The sequence below is a fragment of the Ochrobactrum teleogrylli genome, assembly GCF_006376685.1.
Lineage (GTDB): Bacteria > Pseudomonadota > Alphaproteobacteria > Rhizobiales > Rhizobiaceae > Brucella > Brucella teleogrylli.
Window position 1 is genome coordinate 48,604 of record NZ_VEWL01000004.1, and the last position, 20,852, is coordinate 69,455.

The following is a 20,852-nucleotide window of genomic DNA, read 5'->3' on the forward strand; positions in this document are numbered from 1 at the left end:
TCTGTTGTTGGCAATTTGTGACAAGCAGCAAACTGTCATCCAACCGTCATGTCGGGCGGGTAACGGGTAGGCGCGGGCTCCGGAATTGGCCGGGGGCTTTCGCCGACCTAATATTAGGGGAGTCAAACAATGCTTAGCTATACAGCGCGTCTGCTGTCGCTTTCGACCGCTATCGCCGTTGCCGGAGTTTCCATCGCCGCTGCCGAGCCGTCAGCCGAACTGATCGCTGCAGCCAAGGCAGAAGGCGAACTGACCACCATCGCCCTCCCGCATGACTGGTGCGGCTATGGCGAAGTCATCCAGAGCTTCAAGGACAAGTACGGAATCAAGGTCAACGAACTGAACCCGGATGCCGGTTCGGGCGATGAAATTGAAGCCATTAAGGCCAACAAGGACAATAAGGGCCCGCAGGCTCCGGACGTCATCGACGTCGGCTTTGCTTTCGGCACCTCGGCCAAGAAAGACGGCCTGATCCAGCCATACAAGGTTTCGACCTGGGACGAAATTCCGGATAGCGCCAAGGACCCTGAAGGATACTGGTACGGCGACTATTACGGCGTTCTGGCCTTCGAGGTGAACAAGGACATCATCAAGGATGTGCCGCAGGACTGGGCTGACCTCCTGAAGAGCGACTATGCCAACTCCGTTTCGCTCGCTGGCGATCCGCGCGTTTCGGCACAGGCTATTCTCGGGGTTCATGCTGCCGGTATCGCAGCCGGTGCAGAGCCAGGCGAAGCCGCGGGCAAGAAGGGTCTGGAATTCTTCAAGGACCTGAACGCGAAGGGCAACTTCGTGCCGGTCATCGGCAAGGCCGCGTCGCTGGCGCAGGGCTCGACCCCGATCATCATCCGCTGGGACTACAACGCGCTCGCGGACCGCGACACGCTGAAGGGCAACCCGGAAGTTGAAACCATCATCCCGAAGACGGGCGTGATTGCTGGCGTCTATGTGCAGGCCATCAGCGCCTACGCACCGCATCCGAACGCTGCGAAGCTGTGGATGGAGCACATCTATTCGGATGAAGGCCAGATCGGCTATCTGAAGGGCTATTGCCACCCGATTCGCTTCAACGCGATGAGCAAGGCTGGCAAGATCCCGCAGGATCTGCTGGACAAGCTGCCGGACGCGGCCGCCTATGAAAAGGCAATCTTCCCGACCCTGGAACAGATCGACGCCGCGCAGGCAACGATCACCAAGGAATGGGATAGCGTCGTCGGCGCCAACGTCAAGTAAGCGACTTCGTTCGTTTCTGACGATGGTTCTATGAAAAGGGCGTTGGGCTGAACGGGGATTTCCCCAATCGGTCCAACGCCGATTTTCCCTTTTTGTGGCCTCTACTCGACCGATCTGTCGTGTATCTTGCCTGTTTCCGCACGCTTCGCGCCACAAGCCGAAATGCAGTGCGAAACGAACAGCCGAAGAAAGAGCGCATGAGTTCAGTAGCCGATACTATAGCCCCAGCCAGTCCGGTCGGTAGCGCGCGCAAACGCCGACTACCGCTGACATGGCTTGGCGTGGCGCCGTTTTTCCTTTTCGCCATTCTCTTCCTGATCTGGCCGACCATGTATCTCATCGTCGGCGCGTTTCAGGACCCGGCGGGCAATTTCACGCTCCAGAACATCTACGATCTGTTCCAGCCGCAGATCATGAGCGCCTACTGGATTTCGATCAAGGTCAGCCTTGCATCGGCCATTGGCGGCGCGATCATCGGCTTCTTTCTGGCCTGGGCGGTGGTGCTGGGCAATCTCCCGTCCTGGCTGCGCCCGACCGTGCTGACCTTCTCCGGCGTGGCGTCCAACTTCGCGGGCGTGCCGCTCGCCTTCGCCTTTCTGGCGACGCTGGGGCGCACCGGCTTCGTGACGATCCTGCTGCGCGAATGGTTCGGCTTCAATCTCTACGCGACCGGCTTCAACCTTTTGAGCTTCTTTGGCCTGACGCTGACCTATCTCTTCTTCCAGATTCCGCTGATGGTATTGATCCTCACGCCGGCGCTGGACGGTCTGAAGAAGGAATGGCGCGAGGCCTCCTCGATCCTCGGTGCAACCAATGCGCAATATTGGCGCATGGTGGCCTTTCCGATCCTGTGGCCAAGCCTGCTCGGCACCACGCTGCTGCTTTTCGCCAATGCCTTTGGCGCTATTGCAACCGCCTATGCGCTGACCGGCTCGTCGCTCAACATCGTGCCGATCCTGCTTTATGCGCAGATCCGCGGCGACGTTCTGCATAACCAGAATCTCGGCTATGCATTGGCGCTCGGCATGATCGTTATCACCGGCATTTCCAATCTGATCTATATCTGGCTGCGTATGCGCGCCGAAAGGTGGCAGCGATGAAAGGCTCGACAGCCCAGAAAATCGGAGCATGGATCGCGTTTTTCATCGGTGCGGTCTATTTCCTCGTGCCGCTCATCGGCACGTTCGAATTCTCGCTGCGCATGCGGCGCGGCGAATATTCCTTCGACGCCTATCGCGTCGTGTTCACCGATCCGAACTTTCAGGCCACCTTCGGCTATTCGATCCTGCTCGGCATTCTGACCATCATCTTCGGTGTGCTGCTGGTTGTGCCGACCGCCTATTGGGTGCGCCTGCGCCTGCCGCAGTTGCGCCCGGTGATGGAATTCATCACGCTGATGCCGCTAGTCATCCCGGCCATCGTCATCGTGTTCGGCTATCTGCGCATTTATAACTCGTCGTCATGGCTGCCATTTACGGCGTCCACCCGCGCGACCGACCTTTTGTTGATGTTCGGCTATATGACCTTGTCGCTGCCTTACATGTATCGCGCCGTCGATACGGCGATGCGCACCATCGACGTCAACACGCTGACCGAAGCCGCCCAGAGCCTTGGCGCAAGCTGGCCCACCATCATGTTCAAGGTCATCTTCCCCAATGTAATTTCGGGCGTGATGAGCGGCGCTTTCATAACCTTTGCCATCGTCATCGGCGAATTCACGCTGGCTTCGCTTTTGAACCGTCCGGCTTTCGGGCCTTATCTCCAGCTGGTCGGCGCCAACCGCGCTTACGAACCGTCCGCGCTGGCGATCATCTCGTTTGGCATTACGTGGCTCGCTATCATCATGTTGCAGCTCGTTTCGCGCCTCAATAAATTCAAGACAACCGCCGGGTAACGTTCATGGCTTTTCTCAATATCAAGAACCTGAAAAAGAGCTTCGGCGCCAATACCGTCGTCCACGATTTCAACCTCGCCGTGGAAAAGGGCGAATTCGTCTCCTTCCTCGGACCGTCGGGCTGCGGCAAGACCACCGTTCTGCGCATGATCGCCGGTTTCGAAGACCCGGATAGCGGCTCCATCGAGATCAACGGCACCGACGTGGTGGACCTTAAGCCCAACCAGCGAAATATCGGCATGGTGTTTCAGGCCTATGCGCTGTTTCCCAACATGACGGTGGCGCAGAATGTCTCGTTCGGCCTGCGCGTCGCGGGCAAGCCGAAGGCGGAAATCGACGCCACGGTGAAGGAAATGCTCGGCCTCATCCGCCTCGACCATCTGGCGGACCGCTATCCCTACCAGATGTCCGGCGGCCAGCAGCAGCGTGTTGCATTGGCCCGCGCGCTCGCCACCAAGCCGCAGGTGCTGCTGCTTGATGAACCGCTCTCGGCGCTTGATGCCAAGATCCGCATCAGCCTGCGCGAGGAAATCCGCACCATCCAGCAAAAGCTCGGCATCACCACGGTTTTCGTGACGCATGATCAGGAAGAAGCGCTGTCGATTTCCGACCGCATCGTGGTCATGCATGAAGGCCGCGCCGACCAGATCGGATCGCCTTTCGACATTTACAACCGCCCGGCCTCGCGCTTCGTCGCCTCCTTCGTGGGCACGCTCAACATGCTGGAAGCTTCGGTCAGCGAACCGGACAAGAACGGCATCGACCTTGACGGGCGCATGATCACCGTGCGCGACACGCTCGGCCATCATCCGAAGGGCAAGCCGGTGACGCTGGCGCTGCGCCCGGAAGCTGTCAGCCTCGAAGCGCGCAAGAGCCACGACACGTCGCTGGATGCGACCATCGAGGATGTGCATTTCCTCGGTTCCGTCATCCGCACACGCGTGGCGCTCGGCAAGAACCGCCTGTCCTTCGATACGTTCAACGACCCGACACAACCACCGCCGCAGCGCGGGGATAAGGTGACGGTGCATTTCGCCTCGCACGATCTTCTGGTCCTGGCGGACTGAACCACAAAACCCCGCGCAAGCGGGGTTTTTGCATTCTGACGGTGCAATCACAGCCTGTCATACACGCGTCATGCAATCCGAATAGAAGCGGCGAAACCGTTTTGATTGCAGGCAAATGTTACATAGCCGTCCAGTTTCCGCAGATATTGCCGTTGAGACGGCAGGTCTCAGCCTTGCCTATGGCCCGGCGACCATTCTGAACGACATCAGCCTGACGCTTCCCAAGGGACAGACGCTTGCCCTGCTCGGGCCATCCGGTTGCGGAAAGACGACACTCCTGCGCCTCATCGCGGGCCTGCTCGCACCGACCAAAGGTTCCGTCACAATCAATGGCGTCACGGTTGCAGATGCGGCCAGCCGCAGTTTCGTGCCCCCGGAAAAGCGCCATCTCGGCATGGTGTTTCAGGATTATGCGCTCTGGCCGCATATGACGGTTTTCGGCAATGTGTCTTTTCCACTCGAAATGCGCGGAATCAACCGCGCCGACCGTGAAAAGCGCGTCACCGCCGCGCTGGATCGCGTCGGGTTGACCGGCTTCGGCAATCGCTCCATCAGCGATATGTCCGGCGGGCAACAGCAACGCGTGGCGATTGCCCGCGCCATCGTCGCCGAGCCGGGACTGGTTCTGTTCGATGAACCTTTGTCCAATCTTGACCGCGAATTGCGCGAAAACATGGTCACGGAAATCGGCCAGCTCGTTTCCAATCTCGGCCTGACCGCCATCTATGTTACCCACGACCAGAGCGAGGCTTTCTCGCTGGCCGATCAGGTTGCCGTCATGCGCGGCGGCGTGATCGAGCAGCTTAACGCACCCGAACTGCTGGTGGCCCAGCCGAAATCGCCGGAAGTCGCCGATTTTCTGCGTCTGGGCTGCGTCGTGCCGGTCGAACGGTATAACGACGCCTACCGCATCACCCAAACCGATATCCGCATCGCCCATACTGAAACCCCGGATGGGGTAACGCATGTGCTTTTGCCGTCGCGTTCCGTGCGCAGCGTACCACTCAATGACACGGCGATCCCGGCCACGGTTTTGCGCAGCCAGTTTCGCGGTGACGGCCATCTGACGACGGTCAGGATCGGCGACCAGAATGCCGGGCATGAACTGACTTATCTCGATGCCATCCGCCTGTCGCCGGGTGTTCCTGTCGGCATCGCCATCGATCCGGGCCAGCTGCGCTGGTTCTCAAAATAAGACCATCACAGGCAATATCTCAGGAGGCACACATGACGAAATCTATTCTCGGCGCAGGCGTTGCGCTCATCACCGCATTGCTCGGCAGCACGGCGGCTTATGCCGATATCACCGTCTATTCCGCCGGTCCCGGCAGCCTGATCGAAAAGCTGGCCACGGGCTTTACCGCCAAGACCGGCGCGAAGGTCAATGTGTTTCAGGCGACGACCGGCAAGATTATGGCCCGCATTGAGGCCGAAGCCGCCAATCCGGTGGTGGACGTGCTGATTTCGGCATCCTGGGACACGGCGACCGACTTCACCAAGCGTGACTGGCTGGTTGCCTATACCAGCCCCAATGCCGAAAAAGTGCCGGATTTCCTGAAGAACGAAACCGCCGTCGCACAGGGCGTTTCGGCGCTTGGCATCGCGTGGAACCCGGCCAGCAAGACCCCGAAGCCGACCGAATGGGCCGATCTCGCCAAGCCTGAATACAAGGATCTGGTGAACCTGCCCGATCCGGCCCAGTCGGGCGCAAGCTTCGAACTGGTCGCCGCCCTTCAGTCGCAGCAGGGCTGGGATCTGTTCAAGAACCTGCGCGCCAATGGCGCGACCGTCGCCGGTGCCAATGCCGAAGCGTTGAACCCGGTGCTTCAGGGTGCTAAGGCCGCCGTTTTCGGCGCGGTCGATTACATCTCGCTTGCGGGCAAGGCCAAGGGCGAATCCATCGACGTGATCTTCCCGACTTCCGGCACAGTTGTCGCACCGCGTCCGGCAATGATCCTGAAATGGTCGAAGAACCAGGACGAGGCCAAGCAGTTCATTGATTACATGCTGTCCGACGAAGGCCAGAAACTGGTTGCCGCAACCTATCTGATGCCATCGCGCACCGATATTCCGGCCAATCGTCCGCTGATCAACGACCTGAAGGTCCTGACCATCGACGCCAAGGAAGTCTATGGCAAGCGCAATGAAACGCTGAAGGAATTCGGCGCGATCTTCGCAGCCAGCAATTAAGAAGCATCGTCATGAAGACAAATAGCAGCGCTGGCGCCAACCCGCTCGGACTTGTCGCCACCGCCGGACTGACGCTGGTTGTGGCCGTGCCTTTTGTCTTCATCGTGCTTCAGGCTGTCTTTCCAAAACTGGGACAGGGCTCGCTGGCCGAGCCCTTCCTGCATCTTCCCGCATTATTCGCCGATCCGAAGCTTTTGCGCATGAGCGCCAATACCGTGTTGCTCGGCCTTAGCGTGGTCGTGCTGTCGGCGCTGATCGCGGTGCCGCTTGCGGTGTTTCGCGCGCTTTACAAAGTGCCCTTTGCTGTTGTCTGGGACGTGCTGATGCTCGTTCCATTCATGATCCCACCCTATATCGCAACGCTTGGCTGGATCATGACCTTGCAGCCGCGCGGCTATCTCGAACAGCTTGCCGGATTCCATCTGGCACCGTTCCTATTTTCGCTCGCGGGCATGAGTTTCGTTATGGCGCTCAACACTTTTCCGCTGGTTTATTTCGCGGTATCGCGCACCATCGAAGCGGTTGGTGCGCGATACTCCGACGTGGGGCGCGTCTTCGGCGCTTCGCCATGGCGGTCCTTCTTCCGCATCACCCTGCCGCTTGCCACCCCCGGACTGGCGGCAAGCCTGCTGCTCGTCTTCGCCGCGGCCATCGAGGAATATGGCACACCCGCAGCGCTCGGACGCCGCTCGGGCTTTGAAGTGCTGGTGACGGAGATCGACCTGCGTATATCCGACTGGCCGATTGATCTGGCCGGAGCTTCGGTCTTTTCACTGACGCTGGTCTGCCTGTCACTAGCGGCTTTCCTCATCCAGCGCTGGATTTTGACCCGCCGCTCCTATGTGACCACGGGTGGCAAGCCGCAATCGAAGGACAAGCGCCCGCTGGGCGCCATGACCGCGCCGGTGGTGGCGCTGTTTGCGCTGGTCGCTTTTGCGGCCACCGGCATTCCATTGCTGGCGATCCTCGCCACGGCTTTGTCCAAAACCGTCTCCGGCGGAATGACGCCCGCCAATCTCGGCTTCGACAATTTCGCAGCCATCGCCGAAAACAGTGCTGGCGGCATGCGCGCACTGTTCAACAGCCTGTCGCTCGGCCTCGGCAGCGCGCTGTTGACCGGGTTCCTTGGTGCCGTCGCCGCCTATGCGGTGGTGAAAATGCGGTTTCGCGGGCGCTTCTGGCTTGATGTGCTGACCGTCCTGCCCAACGCCCTGCCCGGCGTCGTGGTGGCGGTTGGTCTCATTCTGGCATGGAACCAGCCATCGCTGCCGGTCTCGCCCTACAACACGCCGCTCATATTGCTACTCGCTTATTGTTGCATCCTGCTGCCGCAGCCGATCCGCTATGCCACCGCCGCCTTTCACCAGATCGGCGATAATCTGGAAGCCGCCGCCCGCGTTTGCGGTGCCAACAGTTTTATGGCTTTCCGCCGCATCATGCTGCCGCTGATCGCACCAAGCCTGATTACCGCCATGCTGCTGGTGTTTGCGGTCGCAACGCGTGAACTGGTCGCCTCGGTTCTGGTCGCGCCTGTCGGCATGCAGACCATATCGATCTTCATCTGGCGTCAGTTCGAACAGGGTTCGGTCGGCCTTGGCATGGCGATGGCCTTCATCGCCATCGTGATTACGACATTCGTGCCGTTGTTGCTGCTGGGTGTGCTTAAGCGCTTCGAGCGATAGCAGCAACGTCGCCAAGTCCGCCGCGCACGCGCTTGATCACTGTCACGGCCAGCAGCAGGCACAGCAGCGGTTGAACCCAGAACGCCCAGCCCGGCAATCCGCCGTCAACGGCGATCCACGCGCCAAGAACCCCGAAGACCACCGCGCGGTCGCTCTTGCCCATCGGGCCGTCATAACGGCGGCTTGCGCCCAACGATGCGCCGGTAACGCCGACGAACTCCGTCAGAACCGCAAGCAGGACGATGGCGAACATCCATGCGCCGGAAAAGGGTGCGACAATGGCGAATGGCGCATAAAGCGCGGCATCGGAAACGACGTCGCCAACCTCGTTCAGATAAGCGCCGAGTGTACTCTTCTGGTTGTGCTCCCGCGCCAGCATGCCGTCCACCGCATTGAGCGCCATGCGCAGGAAAAGCCAGACCGGCACCAGCGCGAACCAAAGCGCACCGCCGCTGCAGAAAAGCAGCGCACCAAGTATGACCGACCCGAGTGCTGCGCCTATTGTGACCTGATTGGCCGTTATGCCCGCACGGGCAAGTCGCACCACCAAAGGCCGCAGTAAATTCTGGAATTGTGACTTTAGCTGATAGACGGACATCGAGAATCTCTTGGGAAATGAACAATATCGGACAAACAGCTATTTGCGGTTCGCATTTGCTCGTTTATTCAAACATTCTACTGCACTCAATACTAATTGGGGTTAATTGATTGCGGGCAGCTTGAATTAAGCAATTGGGAGGGACCGGATGAGCCAGCATGCAGAAATGCCGACACACAAGACGGCGCATCGCGAAGCGACGGAAGCCCGGTTTACAACCCATGACGGTACATCGCTGTTCTACCGTGTCTGGCCCGCTGCCTCCGCCAAGCCAAAGGGTGTGATCGTCCTATTGCATCGCGGCCACGAACATAGCGGGCGCGTTGCGCATCTGGTCGATGAACTGGGCCTCGATGATTTCGCCTTCTATGCATGGGATGCACGCGGCCACGGAAAGTCCCCCGGCGAGCGCGGTTTCTCGCCGTCCTTCGGCGCATCGATCCGCGATCTCGACAGCTTTGTCGCGCATATACGTGAAGAAACCGGCGTGGCCATTGAAGACGTCGCCATCATCGCGCAGAGCGTGGGCGCAGTGCTTGCCGCAGCATGGGTGCACGACTATGCGCCGAATATCCGGGCGCTGGTGCTGGCGTCGCCCGCCTTCGACATCAAGCTCTATGTGCCTTTCGCCAAGGAAGGCATTGCACTGTGGCAGAAGCTGAAGGGCACGTTCTACGTCAATTCCTACGTCAAGCCGCAGTTTTTGACCCATGATCCCGAACGGATCGAATCCTATCGCACCGACCCGCTGATCACCCGCCCCATCGCCTCGCATATTCTGCTGCAACTTTATGAAGCGGCAAAGCGCGTGGTGGATGATGCACGCGCCATCACCGTGCCGACACAGCTTCTGATTTCCGGCAGCGATTTTGTGGTGCGCCCCACGCCCCAGCATCGCTTTTTCGAAAATCTCGGCAGCCGCATCAAGGAACGGCACGTGCTGAAGGGTTTCTATCACGATACGCTGGGCGAGAAGGATCGCAAGCAGGCTATCGACAAGATCAAGACCTTCATCGACCAGCGCTTTGCCGAAGCGCCGCAGCGCGCCGACCTGACCGAAGCACATATTGCGGGCTATACACGCGACGAAGCCGACAGGCTTTCCAGTCCGTTGCCGCAGTTGTCGCCGCGCGGGCTTTACTGGGCCTCGACCCGCTCGTCCATCGCCTTTGGCGCGCTTTTTTCCGAAGGGCTGAAAGTGGGGCGGCGCACCGGTTTCGATTCCGGCTCGACACTCGATTATGTCTATGAAAACGAAACGCGCGGGTTTGGCCCTGGCGGCAAGCTGATCGACCGGCAGTTTCTCGACGCCATTGGCTGGCGTGGCATCCGTCAGCGCAAGGTGCATCTGGAAGAGCTGATCGGCAAGGCGCTGGCCCGCCTGAAAAGCGAAGGCCGCCCCACCAATATCCTCGATATTGCCTGCGGCCATGGCCGCTATGTGATCGATGCGGTGGCGCGCGCGGGCATCATGCCCGACAGCATATATTTGCGCGATTATTCGCCGATCAATGTGGTTGCCGGGCGCAAGCTGATCGCCGATCGCGGGCTGGAAGCCATTGCCCGCATGGAAGAAGGCGACGCCTTCGATGCGGATAGCCTCGCCGCCATCGAACCACGGCCAAATCTGGCAATCGTATCCGGCCTCTATGAGCTTTTTACCGACAATGCGCTGATCGAGCGCTCGCTGTCGGGGCTGGCGCGGGCGCAAAAGCCTGGCTCGCTCCTGATTTATACCAACCAGCCATGGCATCCGCAGCTTGAAATGATCGCCCGCGCGCTGACCTCGCATCGCGGCGGCGAAGCCTGGGTCATGCGCCGCCGCACGCAAGCGGAAATGGATCAGTTGGTGGAAAAGGCCGGTTATCGCAAGCTGGAACAGCGCGTTGACCAATGGGGCATTTTCACCGTTTCCATCGCCGAGCGCATCGGAGAGCCGGAAGCGTGACAGCAGCATTGGGCGGGATCGACGGTTCACCACGGCGGCCGGTCACCCGGCGCGCCATTCTATGGCTGTTGTTTCTCGGTCCCTTTTTCTACCTGACCTATGGCACCGCCAATTGGCTCGCTTCGCTGCGCGTCGAAGTTCCCAATCTGGCGTTTGGCTGGGAAAGCCGCGTCCCGTTCATCGCGTGGAGCATCGTGCCCTACTGGTCGGTAAACCTGTTCTATGCCATTGCGCTTTTCGTCAATGAAAGCCCCGAACAGGTGGACCGTCTGGCAAAGCGCTATCTGACGGCGCAGATCATCGCCGTTATCTGCTTCGTCGCCTTTCCGCTGACCGCAACTTTTGTGAAGCCCGAGACCTCCGGCCTGCCGGGCTTCATGTTCGATGTGCTGGGCGGTTTCGACAAGCCGTTCAATCAGGCGCCTTCGCTGCATATCGCGCTGTTGATCGTCATCTGGGACCAGATGCGCCGCATCATGCGCGGCGGCACCCGCATCGTCTGGCATATCTGGTGCCTGCTGATCGGACTGTCCGTGCTAACAACCTATCAGCACCATGCAGTCGATATTCCGGCAGGGGCACTGCTTGGCTTTTTCGTGCTCTGGCTGTTTCCGCGTACCGGCCCATCGCCACTTGCCGGGTTTCGTCTGACGGATAATGCAAAAGCATGGCGTCTCGGCAGTTATTATCTGGCGGGTGCGCTATTGTTGCTGGCACTTGGCATTCATGGCCTGACGCTGACCGGCTATGCGATTTTCTGGTTCTGGCCAGCCCTTGCTCTCGCCATCGTGGCGGCGGGCTATTTCGGGGCCGGTCCCGACGTTTTCCAGAAACGGACAGACGGCACAGTCAGCCTTGCAAGCCGGTGGCTGCTCGCACCCTACCGGCTGTTTGCGCGCCTCAATATCCTTTTCTGGACACGGAAATTACCGCCTTACATTGCTCTGACCGACACTGTGTTTCTCGGTCGCTTCCCGTCGAAAAGCGAAGCCCGCACCTTCTCAACCGTCATCGACTTGACTGCCGAACTGGTCGCGCCGCGCGGTGCGGAAGACTGGAAAAGCTTCTGCTGCATGGACCTGCTGCCGCCATCGCCGGAGAAGGTTCGGCTCGCCGCCGATACGGTGGAAGCGGCCTGCCATGCAGGCCCGGTCCTGATCTGCTGTGCGCTTGGCTTCCAGCGAAGCGCAACCGTCGCTATCGACTGGCTGGTGCAAGCTGGACAGGCGACCAGCGCCCGCGAAGCCGAAAACCTCATCCGCGCCAAAGGCTGGCCGCTCCGGCTGCACGCCCATGAGGTGCCCGAATGATCTCTCCAGCCGCACATAGTGCCAAAGCCTTGCGCCGCCGCGCCTTTATCGGGCTTGGTATTGCGATTGTGCTGGTCGGTGTCGCGCCGTTTGCGCGCGCGCAGCACGACCTCGCCTTCTGGCTGATATGGCCGGTGCTACTGGCAAGCACCCTGATTGGGCTGGGCATTGCCGCGCATCTCCTGTTCGACGCCGCCTTGTTTCGGATGATCGCCGCTGGCGACGACGAAAAAGCAACCCTTGCCGAAGTCGATTCCGTTCTGGAACGGATGGGCCTGCGGGCAAAACAACCGGCCGTGCGTCCGCTCTCCGACCGTATTGCGGGAACGCGCCGCATTGCCCGCCGTCTTAATCTTTCTCTCGGACTGGCTATCATCTTGTTCAGCCTGCTGGCGCTTCTGCCACCGGGCGCGGAGTTCTGACATGCGCACCATCATTCGTCATCAGGTGCAATCTTTGTTCGGCTCGTTGCTCGCCATCCTGTCACGCGGCATTACCGGCGTGCGACCGATCTGGAGCGGCACGGGGCCATCGCGCAACCAGCGCATCTATTATGCCAACCACACCAGTCATGGCGATTTCATCCTGCTCGCCTCCTGTCTCAATCAGGAAGAACGGGCGCGCACCCGCGCCGTGGCGGGCGCAGACTACTGGCGCGCCAATCGCGTGCGACAATTCATGGCCGAAGTGCTGCTGCGCACCGTGCTGGTTGAACGCAACTGGGTGGAGCGAACGCAGGACCCGATGGAAGTGATGCTGACCGCGTTGGCCGATGGGCATTCGCTGATCATCTTCCCGGAAGGCACACGCAACATGACGGATGAGCCGCTGCTGCGTTTTCGCTCCGGTCTCTACAATCTCGCGCTGGCGCGGCCCGATGTCGAACTCGTCCCCTGCTGGATCGAGAACATGTCGCGCGTGCTGCCGAAAGGCGCTGCCCTGCCGGTGCCATTGCTGTGCCGCGTCGTGTTCGGTGCGCCGGTGCAACTTGGCGACGGCGAGGACCGCAAGGAATTTCTGACGCGAGCGCGCCAACAACTTCTCGATATTCAGCCCAGAAACGGGAACCGCCCATGAGCGAAACCACCCAATTATTCATCGGCCTCATGGGCGTTCTGGGGACAGCAAGCCTTGTCGCCGCCATACTGTCCTGGCGCGCGCCAAAACCGCTTTCATCCACACTGGTCAACCTCAATGCCCGCATCAAGGCATGGTGGATCATGGTCGCGGCCATGTGCATCGCCTTCCTGTTCGGCAAAGGCGGCGTGATCGTGCTGTTCGCGCTCGTATCCTTCGCATCGCTGCGCGAATATGTAACGCTGACCCAGACCCGCCGCAGCGATCACCGTATCCTGCTCGGCATGTTTCTGCTGGTCATTCCGGTGCAGTATTATCTGATCTGGATCGAATGGTATGGGCTCTATTCGATCTTCATTCCGGTCTATTGCTTCCTCGCAATGCCGGTGCTGACCGCCCTTTCCGGCGATACATCGCGCTTTCTCGAACGTATCAGCGAACAACAATGGGGCATCATGCTGTCGGTCTATTGCATCAGCCATGTTCCGGCGCTGATGACGCTGGACATCCCCGGCTATGACAGTGAAAAACTGCTGCTGATCGCCTTTCTGGTCGCGACCGTTCAGGGCAGCGACGTGCTGCAATATGTGTTCGGCAAACTGTTCGGCAAGCATCGCATCGCGCCGAATATCTCGCCTTCCAAGACCTGGGAAGGCTTTGTCGGCGGCGTGGCCAGCGCATCCTTGCTGGGTGCGGGACTTGCCTGGCTCACGCCTTTCTCACCGCTTCAGGCGGGCGCGCTGGCGGCGGTCTCTTGCGTCATGGGCTTTTTCGGCGGGCTAGTGGCTTCGGCCATCAAGCGCGACCGGGGCGTCAAGGATTGGGGCCACATGATCGAAGGCCATGGCGGCATGCTCGACCGCGCCGACAGCCTCGTCTTTTCAGCGCCGGTGTTCTTTCACTTCGTGCGTTATTTCTGGACGTAATCGGCGCTAAGCGGATTGCCGGCTCAACCATTCGTTGAGTTCGGCTTCTGCGCGCTCCAGTGCGCTGTAATTCAACAATTTGCGCAACAGCGCCACGGTCACGGCGCGGGCGCGAAAATTGAACCGTCCCTCGTCGCTATCGCTTTTTTCCTGATAGACGCCGAGCTTTTCATAAAGCTGCTGCAAGCGGTTTTGAACACTGCGCAGCGACAGATTGCGTCGGCGCGCAATCGTCTTGTCCGTCAGGCCGAGCGCGATATCAATCAGGATTTCATATTCGCTCTCGGTAAAGCCGCTGGCATGGCTGAGGCTCTTCTGCTGCAAGCCGCGCACTTCCCGGTCGACGACGCATTGCGCCTCGACGAAAATGCTGCGCAGCGCCAGCCGCAGTTTGTCGTCGGAGGCCGATTTCAGCACATAGCCATAGGCCGCACCTTCCGGCACAATGCGCGACACGCCGCGCACATAGGCCTCATCGGCATAGTTCGACCAGAACAGGATGCGGGTTTCGGGATTTTCCTTCCAGATGGTACGCGCCGCCTCGATGCCGTTGCGACCATTCATCTGCAAGTCCATCACGATATGCGCATCGCGATGCTGGCGCGCCAGTTTCTCGCCCGCCGACCCGTTTCCGGCCTCGAATATATCGCTGCATTCCGGCAGTGCTGCGCGCACCGCCTCGCTGAGATAAGTGCGATGCAGCGGGTCATCCTCAACGATCAGAACCTGCATCACTCTCTCCATTCATCGGTTTGCACATTTCCGGCGGCAAAAGCACAGTTACGCTTGTCCCCGGGCCTGTCGGATTTTTTCGGATGGCGAAACCTGCCGAAATCAGCCGCGCGCGCGTGCGCATATTGTCGATGCCATGGCCCAATGTGAGTTCGGGCGTTAATTCGGCAGCCGAACCGGGGCGCTGGACCGGGCGGTCGGTCCCGATACCATTATCGATCACTTCCACCAGAAGCCGCCCGCCCCGGTCGCTCAGCTTCACGCGCAATTCGCTGGCATGGGCATGGCGGATGACATTGTTGATCGCTTCCTGAACGATGCGAAACAGCGAGGTCGCGACCGTTTCTTCCAGCCTGTCGGCCATGCCGTCGCTCTGGTCATCCAGCGTCCACTCAATCGCCGCATCACCATCGCGCACCGACCGGTCGAGATGGTTTTCCGTTGCCTGCACGAAACCGAACAGCTGTAGAATGGAGGGCTTGGCCTCCTCTATGATCTGCCGCAGATCGCGCATGCAATGCTGGAGACCGCGAAACAGCGGCTCCAGCTGTTCACCGGAAAGATCGGGCGCACGGGTGAGCCGCTCGACGTGGCGGGCAAGCCGGGTGAGATCAGCCAGCGTCTGGTCATGCAAATCCATGCCGATGCGGTGCCGCTCGGTTTCCAGCGCCTCGGTCAGTTTCAGCGCGCCGGACCGCAAGCCCTCCTCGCGGGCACGGGCTTCCGTTTCCACGATGGCCGAACGCTTGGCCTGCTCGGCGGCGCGAATGGCAAAAAAGTAAGGCGCGAGAAGATCGGCAATCGATTGCCCGTTCTCTACGTCGCGCATGGAATAGCAGGCAGGCGTCAGGCTGGAACAGCTCAGCGCGCCGATGATATCGCCCTGCGCCTTGAGTGGAACATGGACCCGGCCCTTGAGATCGTGCTCGATGATGGGGCTGGAAAAAGAGCCTTCGAAATGAAAGCGCGGATCGGTGCGGGCATCGTCGGTCAGGAGATATCCCGCCTCGCCGGACAACAGGGTGCGGATTGGACTGCCAGACAGAAGCGCTGGCGGATTGCGGCTCCAGGCGGTCGCGATACCGGCCTCATAGGCAATGTGGAACTTGCCATCGAGCATCTTGATGCAGACGTCGAGATGGTCATAGGGCAGAATGCAGGCGATCTCCGCCGCCACCGCCTGTATGATGGAATCAAAATCGAGCTGCCCCGCCAGAAGCCGGGAAATATTCAGGTAGTGATCAAGGAGGCGCTCAGCCTGCCCGTGATCGTGCTTGCTATCCTGCCGTCCGGGCGCGAGTTCGGCCAAGCGTTTCTCCTCCAAACGCAAGTTACGCTCATAACCATGAGACTTATAATAAGCTGCGCCCTCCTCGGCGCGTCCTGCGGGAAACCGCAATTTTGCTGCGGGAACCCGCAGCTCAGTTGCTGCATTCGGCCTTCACAGACCGCGCCGCTTCTTTCATCTTCGCTTCACCAGAAAATTGCCCGCAAGACAAGAGTGGAAATCACGTCAATTGCGGTTGGTGCCGTTGAGGAGCGGCGGTGCGGGAGGCTTCGCACCAATTTTGAGTTTAAACGAACCGAAGCGCCGGGGCGCTGCGGTGCGGAATATTTGCAACCGGGAGGAAAAAATGAAGCTTGGGAAAATCCTTTTTGCGTCTGCGGCACTGGCAGGCGTTCTTGCGGCGGGCAGCGCGCTTGCCGACACGTCATCGAAGAAGATTGCATTCTCGAACAATTATGCAGGCAATTCCTGGCGTCAGGCCATGCTGCAAAGCTGGGACAAGATCACCAAGGAAGCCGTGAAGGCGGGTGTGGTGGCTGCCGCCGACCCGTTCACGACCGCTGAAAATCAGGCGACGGAACAGGCCGCCCAGATCCAGAACATGATCTTGCAGGGTTATGACGCCATCGTCATCAACGCCGCTTCGCCGACCGCCCTGAACGGCGCTGTGAAGGAAGCCTGCGATGCGGGCATCACCGTCGTTTCCTTCGACGGCATTGTCACCGAGCCTTGCGCCTGGCGCATCGCGGTTGATTTCAAGGCCATGGGCGAAGGCCAGATCGACTATCTGGCAAAGCGTTTCCCCGATGGCGGCAACCTGCTTGAAATCCGCGGCCTCGCTGGTGTTTCGGTCGATGACAACATCCATGCCGGTATCGAAGAAGGCGTGAAGAAACATCCGAAGTTCAAGATCGTCGGTTCCGTCAACGGTGACTGGGCTGCCGACGTTGCGCAGCGCGCCGTGGCGGGTATCCTGCCGAGCCTGCCGAAAATCGACGCTGTCGTGACGCAAGGCGGCGACGGTTATGGCGCCGCACAGGCCTTTGCGGCTGCCAAGCGCGAAACGCCGACCATCATCATGGGCAACCGTGAAGACGAACTGCAGTGGTGGAAGCAGCAGAAAGACGCCAATGGCTATGAAACCATGTCGGTTTCGATTGCACCGGGCGTGTCCACGCTGGCTTTCTGGGTCGCCCAGCAGATTCTCGACGGCAAGGACGTGAAGAAGGACCTCGTGGTTCCGTTCCTCAGCGTCAGCCAGGAATCACTCGACAAGGATCTGGCCAACACCCAGAAGGGTGGCGTCGCCAATGTCGAATATTCGCTGGAAGACGCGCAGAAGGTCATCGACGCCGCGAAATAAGCGGATCGTCCTGCAACGTGAGGGGCGAGTTCATCCTCGCCCCTTCTTTGTCCCTTTTCTTTGACACCTATCCGATAGCCCGCGCCCTTTGCTGGCTTCGCCGGAAAACGTCCAATCGTTAGTTGAGTGTATGACAGAAACAGCAGAGAAACAGGTGGTCGTCGCCGCGCGCAATATTCGCGTGCAGTTCGGTGCGGTAAAAGCACTGGATGGCGCCGAACTCGTGATCCGCGAAGGCGAATGCGTGGGGCTCGTCGGCCATAATGGCGCGGGCAAATCCACCATCGTCAATGTCATCAATGGCGGGCTCTCCCCGCATGAGGGCAGCATTTCCTATCACGGTGAAAGCGCGCACGGTGTGGCTACAGCGCGCAGGCACGGCGTGCGCTGCGTGTTTCAGGAATTGTCGCTGTTTCCAAACCTCACCATTGCGGAAAATGTCCGCATCATGCAGCGCGACCTGACCGGCGCGAACTGGCGCGGTAAGGCCGTTGAACTGATCACCAAGAAGCTCGACGAGATTTTCCCCGGCCACAAGATCGACTGCACTTCCACCATCGATGAGCTTTCCATCGCCGAGCGGCAGATGGTCGAAATCGCCATCAACTTCACCGCGCCCGGCACCGCACCGAAGCTCGTCATTCTGGACGAACCGACCTCCTCGCTCGACGCAGGCATTGCCGCGCAGCTGATGGCCTATGTGCGCCGTTTTGTCGGCACGGGCGGCTCCGTTATCCTGATTTCGCACATGCTGGGCGAAATTCTCTCCACCTCCGACCGCATCGTGGTGATGAAGGACGGCAAGGTGGTCGCCAACCGCGCGGCAAAAGATTTCACCAATCGCAGCCTCGTTGAAGCCATGGGCAGCGTCGAGCGCGAAAAGGCAGCGCGGCGCGTTGCGAAAGCGGATGCGAGCGGCACGCCCGTTCTGTCCTTTGCCAAGCGCGCCAGCGACATCAAGCCGTTTCAGGCTTTCAAGGGCGAAGTCATAGGCCTCGCCGGTCTGGCCGGACACGGGCAGACCAAGATGCTGCTCGACCTTTACTATGCGCGGCGACCGAACTGGGTTCCGGCCCGCACATGCGAAATCGCATTCGTGGCGGGCGACCGCAGCCTGAACGGCACTTTCCCGCTGTGGAGCATTCTGCACAATCTCACCATCGGCTCGCTGGACCGGCTGTCGTCGGCAAAGCTCGTTGACCAGAAGCGCGAAGACACGCTGGGCGGCCAGTGGAAAGACCGTATCCAGATCCGCACGCCGGATATGGGCAACCGCATCCTGTCGCTTTCGGGCGGCAACCAGCAGAAGGTGCTTTTTGCCCGCGCGCTGGCAACCAGCGCCAACGCCATTTTGATGGACGATCCGATGCGCGGCGTCGATGTGGGCACCAAGCAGGAGGTCTATGAAATCCTGCGCCATGAGGCCGAGAACGGGCGCACCTTCGTCTGGTATTCCACCGAAATGGACGAAATCGAACTTTGTGACCGCGTCTATGTTTTCCGCGACGGCGCTATCGTCGCGGAACTGACTGGCGAAGACATTACGGAAAAGAACGTGCTAGCCGCATCCTTCGAGGGAGGGCACGAATAATGCGCCTTTCCTCTTCCTCCATCCGCCTGCTGACGCCGGTGTTCTCGCTGGTCCTGCTGCTGGCCGCCGTCTTCTACATGCAGCCACGCGCCATGAGCTATACGGGGCTGAACCTTCTGTTCAACCTTGCGGTTCCCATCGCATTGGCCACCATCGCACAGATGCTGATCATGGCGGTCAACGACCTCGATCTGTCGATGGGGACGTTTGTGAGCTTCGTCGTCTGCGTCGCTGCGACCTGGCTCAACACGGCTCCCCTCATCGGTGTGCTGATCCTCGCAGCCGCAATCGCCGCTTATGCGGCGCTGGGCGCAATCATCCATCTGCGCAATCTGCCTTCCATCGTCGTCACGCTCGGCATGAGCTTCGTCTGGGGCGGCCTCGCCGTGCTTCTCTTGCCCTCGCCCGGCGGACAGGCACCGGACTGGGCGCGCTGGATCATGACAGCCAAGCCGCCATTCATCCCGATGGCCATCGTCGCCAGCACCGTGATTGCCGTCGTCACGCATTTCATCGTCATGCGCTCGACCTTCGGCGTGCTGATGCGTGGCGCGGGCGGCAATACCCGCTCCATCGAGCGCGCAGGCTGGTCGGTCACGGCCATCCGCGCTGCGACCTATGCGCTGGCCGCCTTTTTTGCCGTGCTGGCCGGGATCGCGCTGGTTGGCCTCACCACCTCGGCGGATGCCAATATCGCGTTACGTTATACGCTGCTTTCCATCGCGGGCGTCATTCTGGGCGGCGGTGAGTTCGTTGGCGGCCGCGTCTCGCCCATTGGCGCCGTGATCGGCGCGCTGACGCTGACACTCGCCGGCTCGTTCCTCTCCTTCATGCGCATCTCGCCGGACTGGCAGATCGGCGCGCAGGGCGGCATTCTCATCGTGGTGCTGGCACTGCGCCTCTTCCTCAATCGCCTCGAAAAGAGGGAGAAAAAGCAATGAACGGCCTTGCCATTCTCACCAGTCGTCCGTGGATATGGTCGTTTATCGCGACCGCTGCGGTGTGGATTATCACCATTCTCTTCACCGGCGGTGCGGGCGCACAAGGCCTGTCGCATGCGGCCTTCACCTTTGCCTCCTTCTCGGTGATCGTTGGTCTCGGGCAGATGTTCGTCATCACGCTCGGCCCCGGCAATATCGACCTGTCGGTACCTGCCAACATGACGCTTGCCGCCACGCTGGCGCTGAAACTCATGGATACGCAGGACGGCATGATTCTGGCAGGCCTTGCCGTGGCGCTGCTGATCGGACTTGCCATCGGCATCTGCAACTATGCGCTGATCAAGCTCCTGCGCATTCCGCCCATTATTGCCACCCTGTCGATGAGCTTCCTGATCCAGTCCACCGCCATCTGGAGCAATCGCGGACTGCGCGTGAAGCCGCCGGAAAGCCTTGCGCAGTTCACCACCGCCTCCACGCTCGGCATTCCCAATGTCGCCATCGTGGCGCTGATCCTGTCGCTGATCGGCTGGGTGCTTTTGAAGAAGAGCATCTATGGACGCTGGATTTCGGCAATCGGCCAGAACCCCTTCGCAGCCCGCATGGCAGGCGTTCCGGTCGATGGCACACGCTTCGTCACCTATCTGCTCTGCGCGGTGCTGGCCTCGCTCTGCGGCTTCCTGCTCGCCTGTTTTTCGGGCGGCGCGGCGCTAAACATGGGCGCGGAATATCTGCTGATGTCGATTGCCGTGGTCATCATCGGCGGTACGGCGGTTGCGGGCGGCGATTCCAACATCCCTGGTATTTGGGGTGCCGCGCTCTTCATGTTCCTCATAGTCTCGATGCTCAACACCTACGGCTTTGGCGCCGGTGTTCGCCTCGTGCTGACTGGCCTCACCATCATCGCGGTGATCTTCCTTGCCAGCAGTCGCCGGGCAGAGCGTTAAAATTTCTCGGAGTACCTCCCTTGTCTCAGACTGTTTCGATCTACGAAATCCACGACGAACGTTTCAAG

The 20,852-nt window shown here is 60.1% G+C and carries 19 protein-coding genes; 16 read left to right on the plus strand and 3 right to left on the minus strand.

Annotated elements, in window-relative coordinates; translation table 11 throughout:
• Positions 1-129 precede the first annotated feature (129 nt).
• The 7 genes from FIC94_RS08730 (at position 130) to FIC94_RS08760 (ending at position 8,066) form a co-directional block, all read left to right on the plus strand.
• The gene (locus FIC94_RS08730; RefSeq protein WP_109367909.1) at positions 130-1,233 is read left to right on the plus strand and encodes an ABC transporter substrate-binding protein; all 1,104 of its coding nucleotides are present in this window, start codon (positions 130-132) and stop codon (positions 1,231-1,233) included.
• A gap of 197 nt (positions 1,234-1,430) precedes the next feature.
• Positions 1,431-2,333 (plus strand): ABC transporter permease, encoded by a 903-nt coding sequence (locus FIC94_RS08735; RefSeq protein ID WP_140024591.1) that lies wholly within the window; start codon positions 1,431-1,433, stop codon positions 2,331-2,333.
• Positions 2,330-3,127, plus strand: a complete 798-nt coding sequence (locus FIC94_RS08740) for an ABC transporter permease (protein WP_109367911.1) — start codon at positions 2,330-2,332, stop codon at positions 3,125-3,127. Before FIC94_RS08735 ends, FIC94_RS08740 begins: the two co-directional genes overlap by 4 nt.
• 5 nt (positions 3,128-3,132) lie before the next feature.
• On the plus strand, positions 3,133-4,194 hold the full coding sequence (locus tag FIC94_RS08745; protein WP_109367912.1) for an ABC transporter ATP-binding protein: 1,062 nt from the start codon (positions 3,133-3,135) through the stop codon (positions 4,192-4,194).
• 115 nt (positions 4,195-4,309) lie between these two features.
• Positions 4,310-5,389, plus strand: a complete 1,080-nt coding sequence (locus FIC94_RS08750) for an ABC transporter ATP-binding protein (RefSeq protein WP_140024592.1) — start codon at positions 4,310-4,312, stop codon at positions 5,387-5,389.
• A gap of 32 nt (positions 5,390-5,421) precedes the next feature.
• Positions 5,422-6,384, plus strand: coding sequence for an ABC transporter substrate-binding protein (locus FIC94_RS08755; RefSeq protein WP_140024593.1), 963 nt, complete (start codon positions 5,422-5,424; stop codon positions 6,382-6,384).
• Positions 6,385-6,395: 11 nt separating this feature from the next.
• The gene (locus tag FIC94_RS08760) at positions 6,396-8,066 is read left to right on the plus strand and encodes an ABC transporter permease (protein ID WP_140024594.1); all 1,671 of its coding nucleotides are present in this window, start codon (positions 6,396-6,398) and stop codon (positions 8,064-8,066) included.
• Here FIC94_RS08760 and FIC94_RS08765 read toward each other — a convergent pair.
• Positions 8,047-8,664: a CDP-alcohol phosphatidyltransferase family protein gene (locus FIC94_RS08765; RefSeq protein WP_140024595.1), complete on the minus strand. Its 618-nt coding sequence runs from the start codon at positions 8,662-8,664 to the stop codon at positions 8,047-8,049. The two genes, FIC94_RS08760 and FIC94_RS08765, sit on opposite strands and share 20 nt — an antisense overlap.
• 166 nt (positions 8,665-8,830) lie before the next feature.
• Between FIC94_RS08765 and FIC94_RS08770 the strand changes: the two genes are divergently transcribed.
• From FIC94_RS08770 to FIC94_RS08790, 5 genes are read left to right on the plus strand one after another with little or no spacing between them, the layout of a single operon-like run.
• The gene (locus FIC94_RS08770) at positions 8,831-10,612 is read left to right on the plus strand and encodes a bifunctional alpha/beta hydrolase/class I SAM-dependent methyltransferase (protein ID WP_371830901.1); all 1,782 of its coding nucleotides are present in this window, start codon (positions 8,831-8,833) and stop codon (positions 10,610-10,612) included.
• Positions 10,609-11,922, plus strand: a complete 1,314-nt coding sequence (locus tag FIC94_RS08775; protein ID WP_235891977.1) for a phosphatase PAP2/dual specificity phosphatase family protein — start codon at positions 10,609-10,611, stop codon at positions 11,920-11,922. Before FIC94_RS08770 ends, FIC94_RS08775 begins: the two co-directional genes overlap by 4 nt.
• Positions 11,919-12,344, plus strand: coding sequence for a hypothetical protein (locus FIC94_RS08780; RefSeq protein WP_140024598.1), 426 nt, complete (start codon positions 11,919-11,921; stop codon positions 12,342-12,344). The genes FIC94_RS08775 and FIC94_RS08780 overlap by 4 nt, the downstream gene beginning before the upstream one ends.
• Position 12,345: 1 nt before the next feature.
• On the plus strand, positions 12,346-12,999 hold the full coding sequence (locus FIC94_RS08785) for a lysophospholipid acyltransferase family protein (RefSeq protein WP_109367920.1): 654 nt from the start codon (positions 12,346-12,348) through the stop codon (positions 12,997-12,999).
• Positions 12,996-13,925 (plus strand): phosphatidate cytidylyltransferase, encoded by a 930-nt coding sequence (locus FIC94_RS08790; protein ID WP_109367921.1) that lies wholly within the window; start codon positions 12,996-12,998, stop codon positions 13,923-13,925. Before FIC94_RS08785 ends, FIC94_RS08790 begins: the two co-directional genes overlap by 4 nt.
• A 6-nt stretch (positions 13,926-13,931) precedes the next feature.
• Here the strand turns inward: FIC94_RS08790 and FIC94_RS08795 are convergent, their stop codons facing one another.
• The gene (locus FIC94_RS08795; protein WP_109367922.1) at positions 13,932-14,657 is read right to left on the minus strand and encodes a response regulator transcription factor; all 726 of its coding nucleotides are present in this window, start codon (positions 14,655-14,657) and stop codon (positions 13,932-13,934) included.
• Positions 14,638-15,966 carry a GAF domain-containing sensor histidine kinase gene (locus tag FIC94_RS08800; RefSeq protein ID WP_140024599.1) on the minus strand — a complete coding sequence of 443 codons (1,329 nt, stop codon included), beginning with the start codon at positions 15,964-15,966 and terminating at the stop codon, positions 14,638-14,640. Before FIC94_RS08800 ends, FIC94_RS08795 begins: the two co-directional genes overlap by 20 nt.
• A 325-nt stretch (positions 15,967-16,291) precedes the next feature.
• On the opposite strand from FIC94_RS08800, the gene FIC94_RS08805 reads away from it, so the two are divergent.
• The 4 genes from FIC94_RS08805 (at position 16,292) to FIC94_RS08820 (ending at position 20,784) form a co-directional block, all read left to right on the plus strand.
• Positions 16,292-17,308 carry an ABC transporter substrate-binding protein gene (locus FIC94_RS08805; RefSeq protein WP_109367924.1) on the plus strand — a complete coding sequence of 339 codons (1,017 nt, stop codon included), beginning with the start codon at positions 16,292-16,294 and terminating at the stop codon, positions 17,306-17,308.
• 130 nt (positions 17,309-17,438) lie between these two features.
• Positions 17,439-18,899 carry a sugar ABC transporter ATP-binding protein gene (locus FIC94_RS08810; RefSeq protein WP_140024600.1) on the plus strand — a complete coding sequence of 487 codons (1,461 nt, stop codon included), beginning with the start codon at positions 17,439-17,441 and terminating at the stop codon, positions 18,897-18,899.
• Positions 18,899-19,840 (plus strand): ABC transporter permease, encoded by a 942-nt coding sequence (locus FIC94_RS08815; protein WP_140024601.1) that lies wholly within the window; start codon positions 18,899-18,901, stop codon positions 19,838-19,840. Before FIC94_RS08810 ends, FIC94_RS08815 begins: the two co-directional genes overlap by 1 nt.
• A complete protein-coding gene (locus FIC94_RS08820) occupies positions 19,837-20,784 on the plus strand; it encodes an ABC transporter permease (protein WP_140024602.1) in 948 nt (315 codons plus the stop codon). Before FIC94_RS08815 ends, FIC94_RS08820 begins: the two co-directional genes overlap by 4 nt.
• The last annotated feature ends 68 nt before the right edge of the window (positions 20,785-20,852 follow it).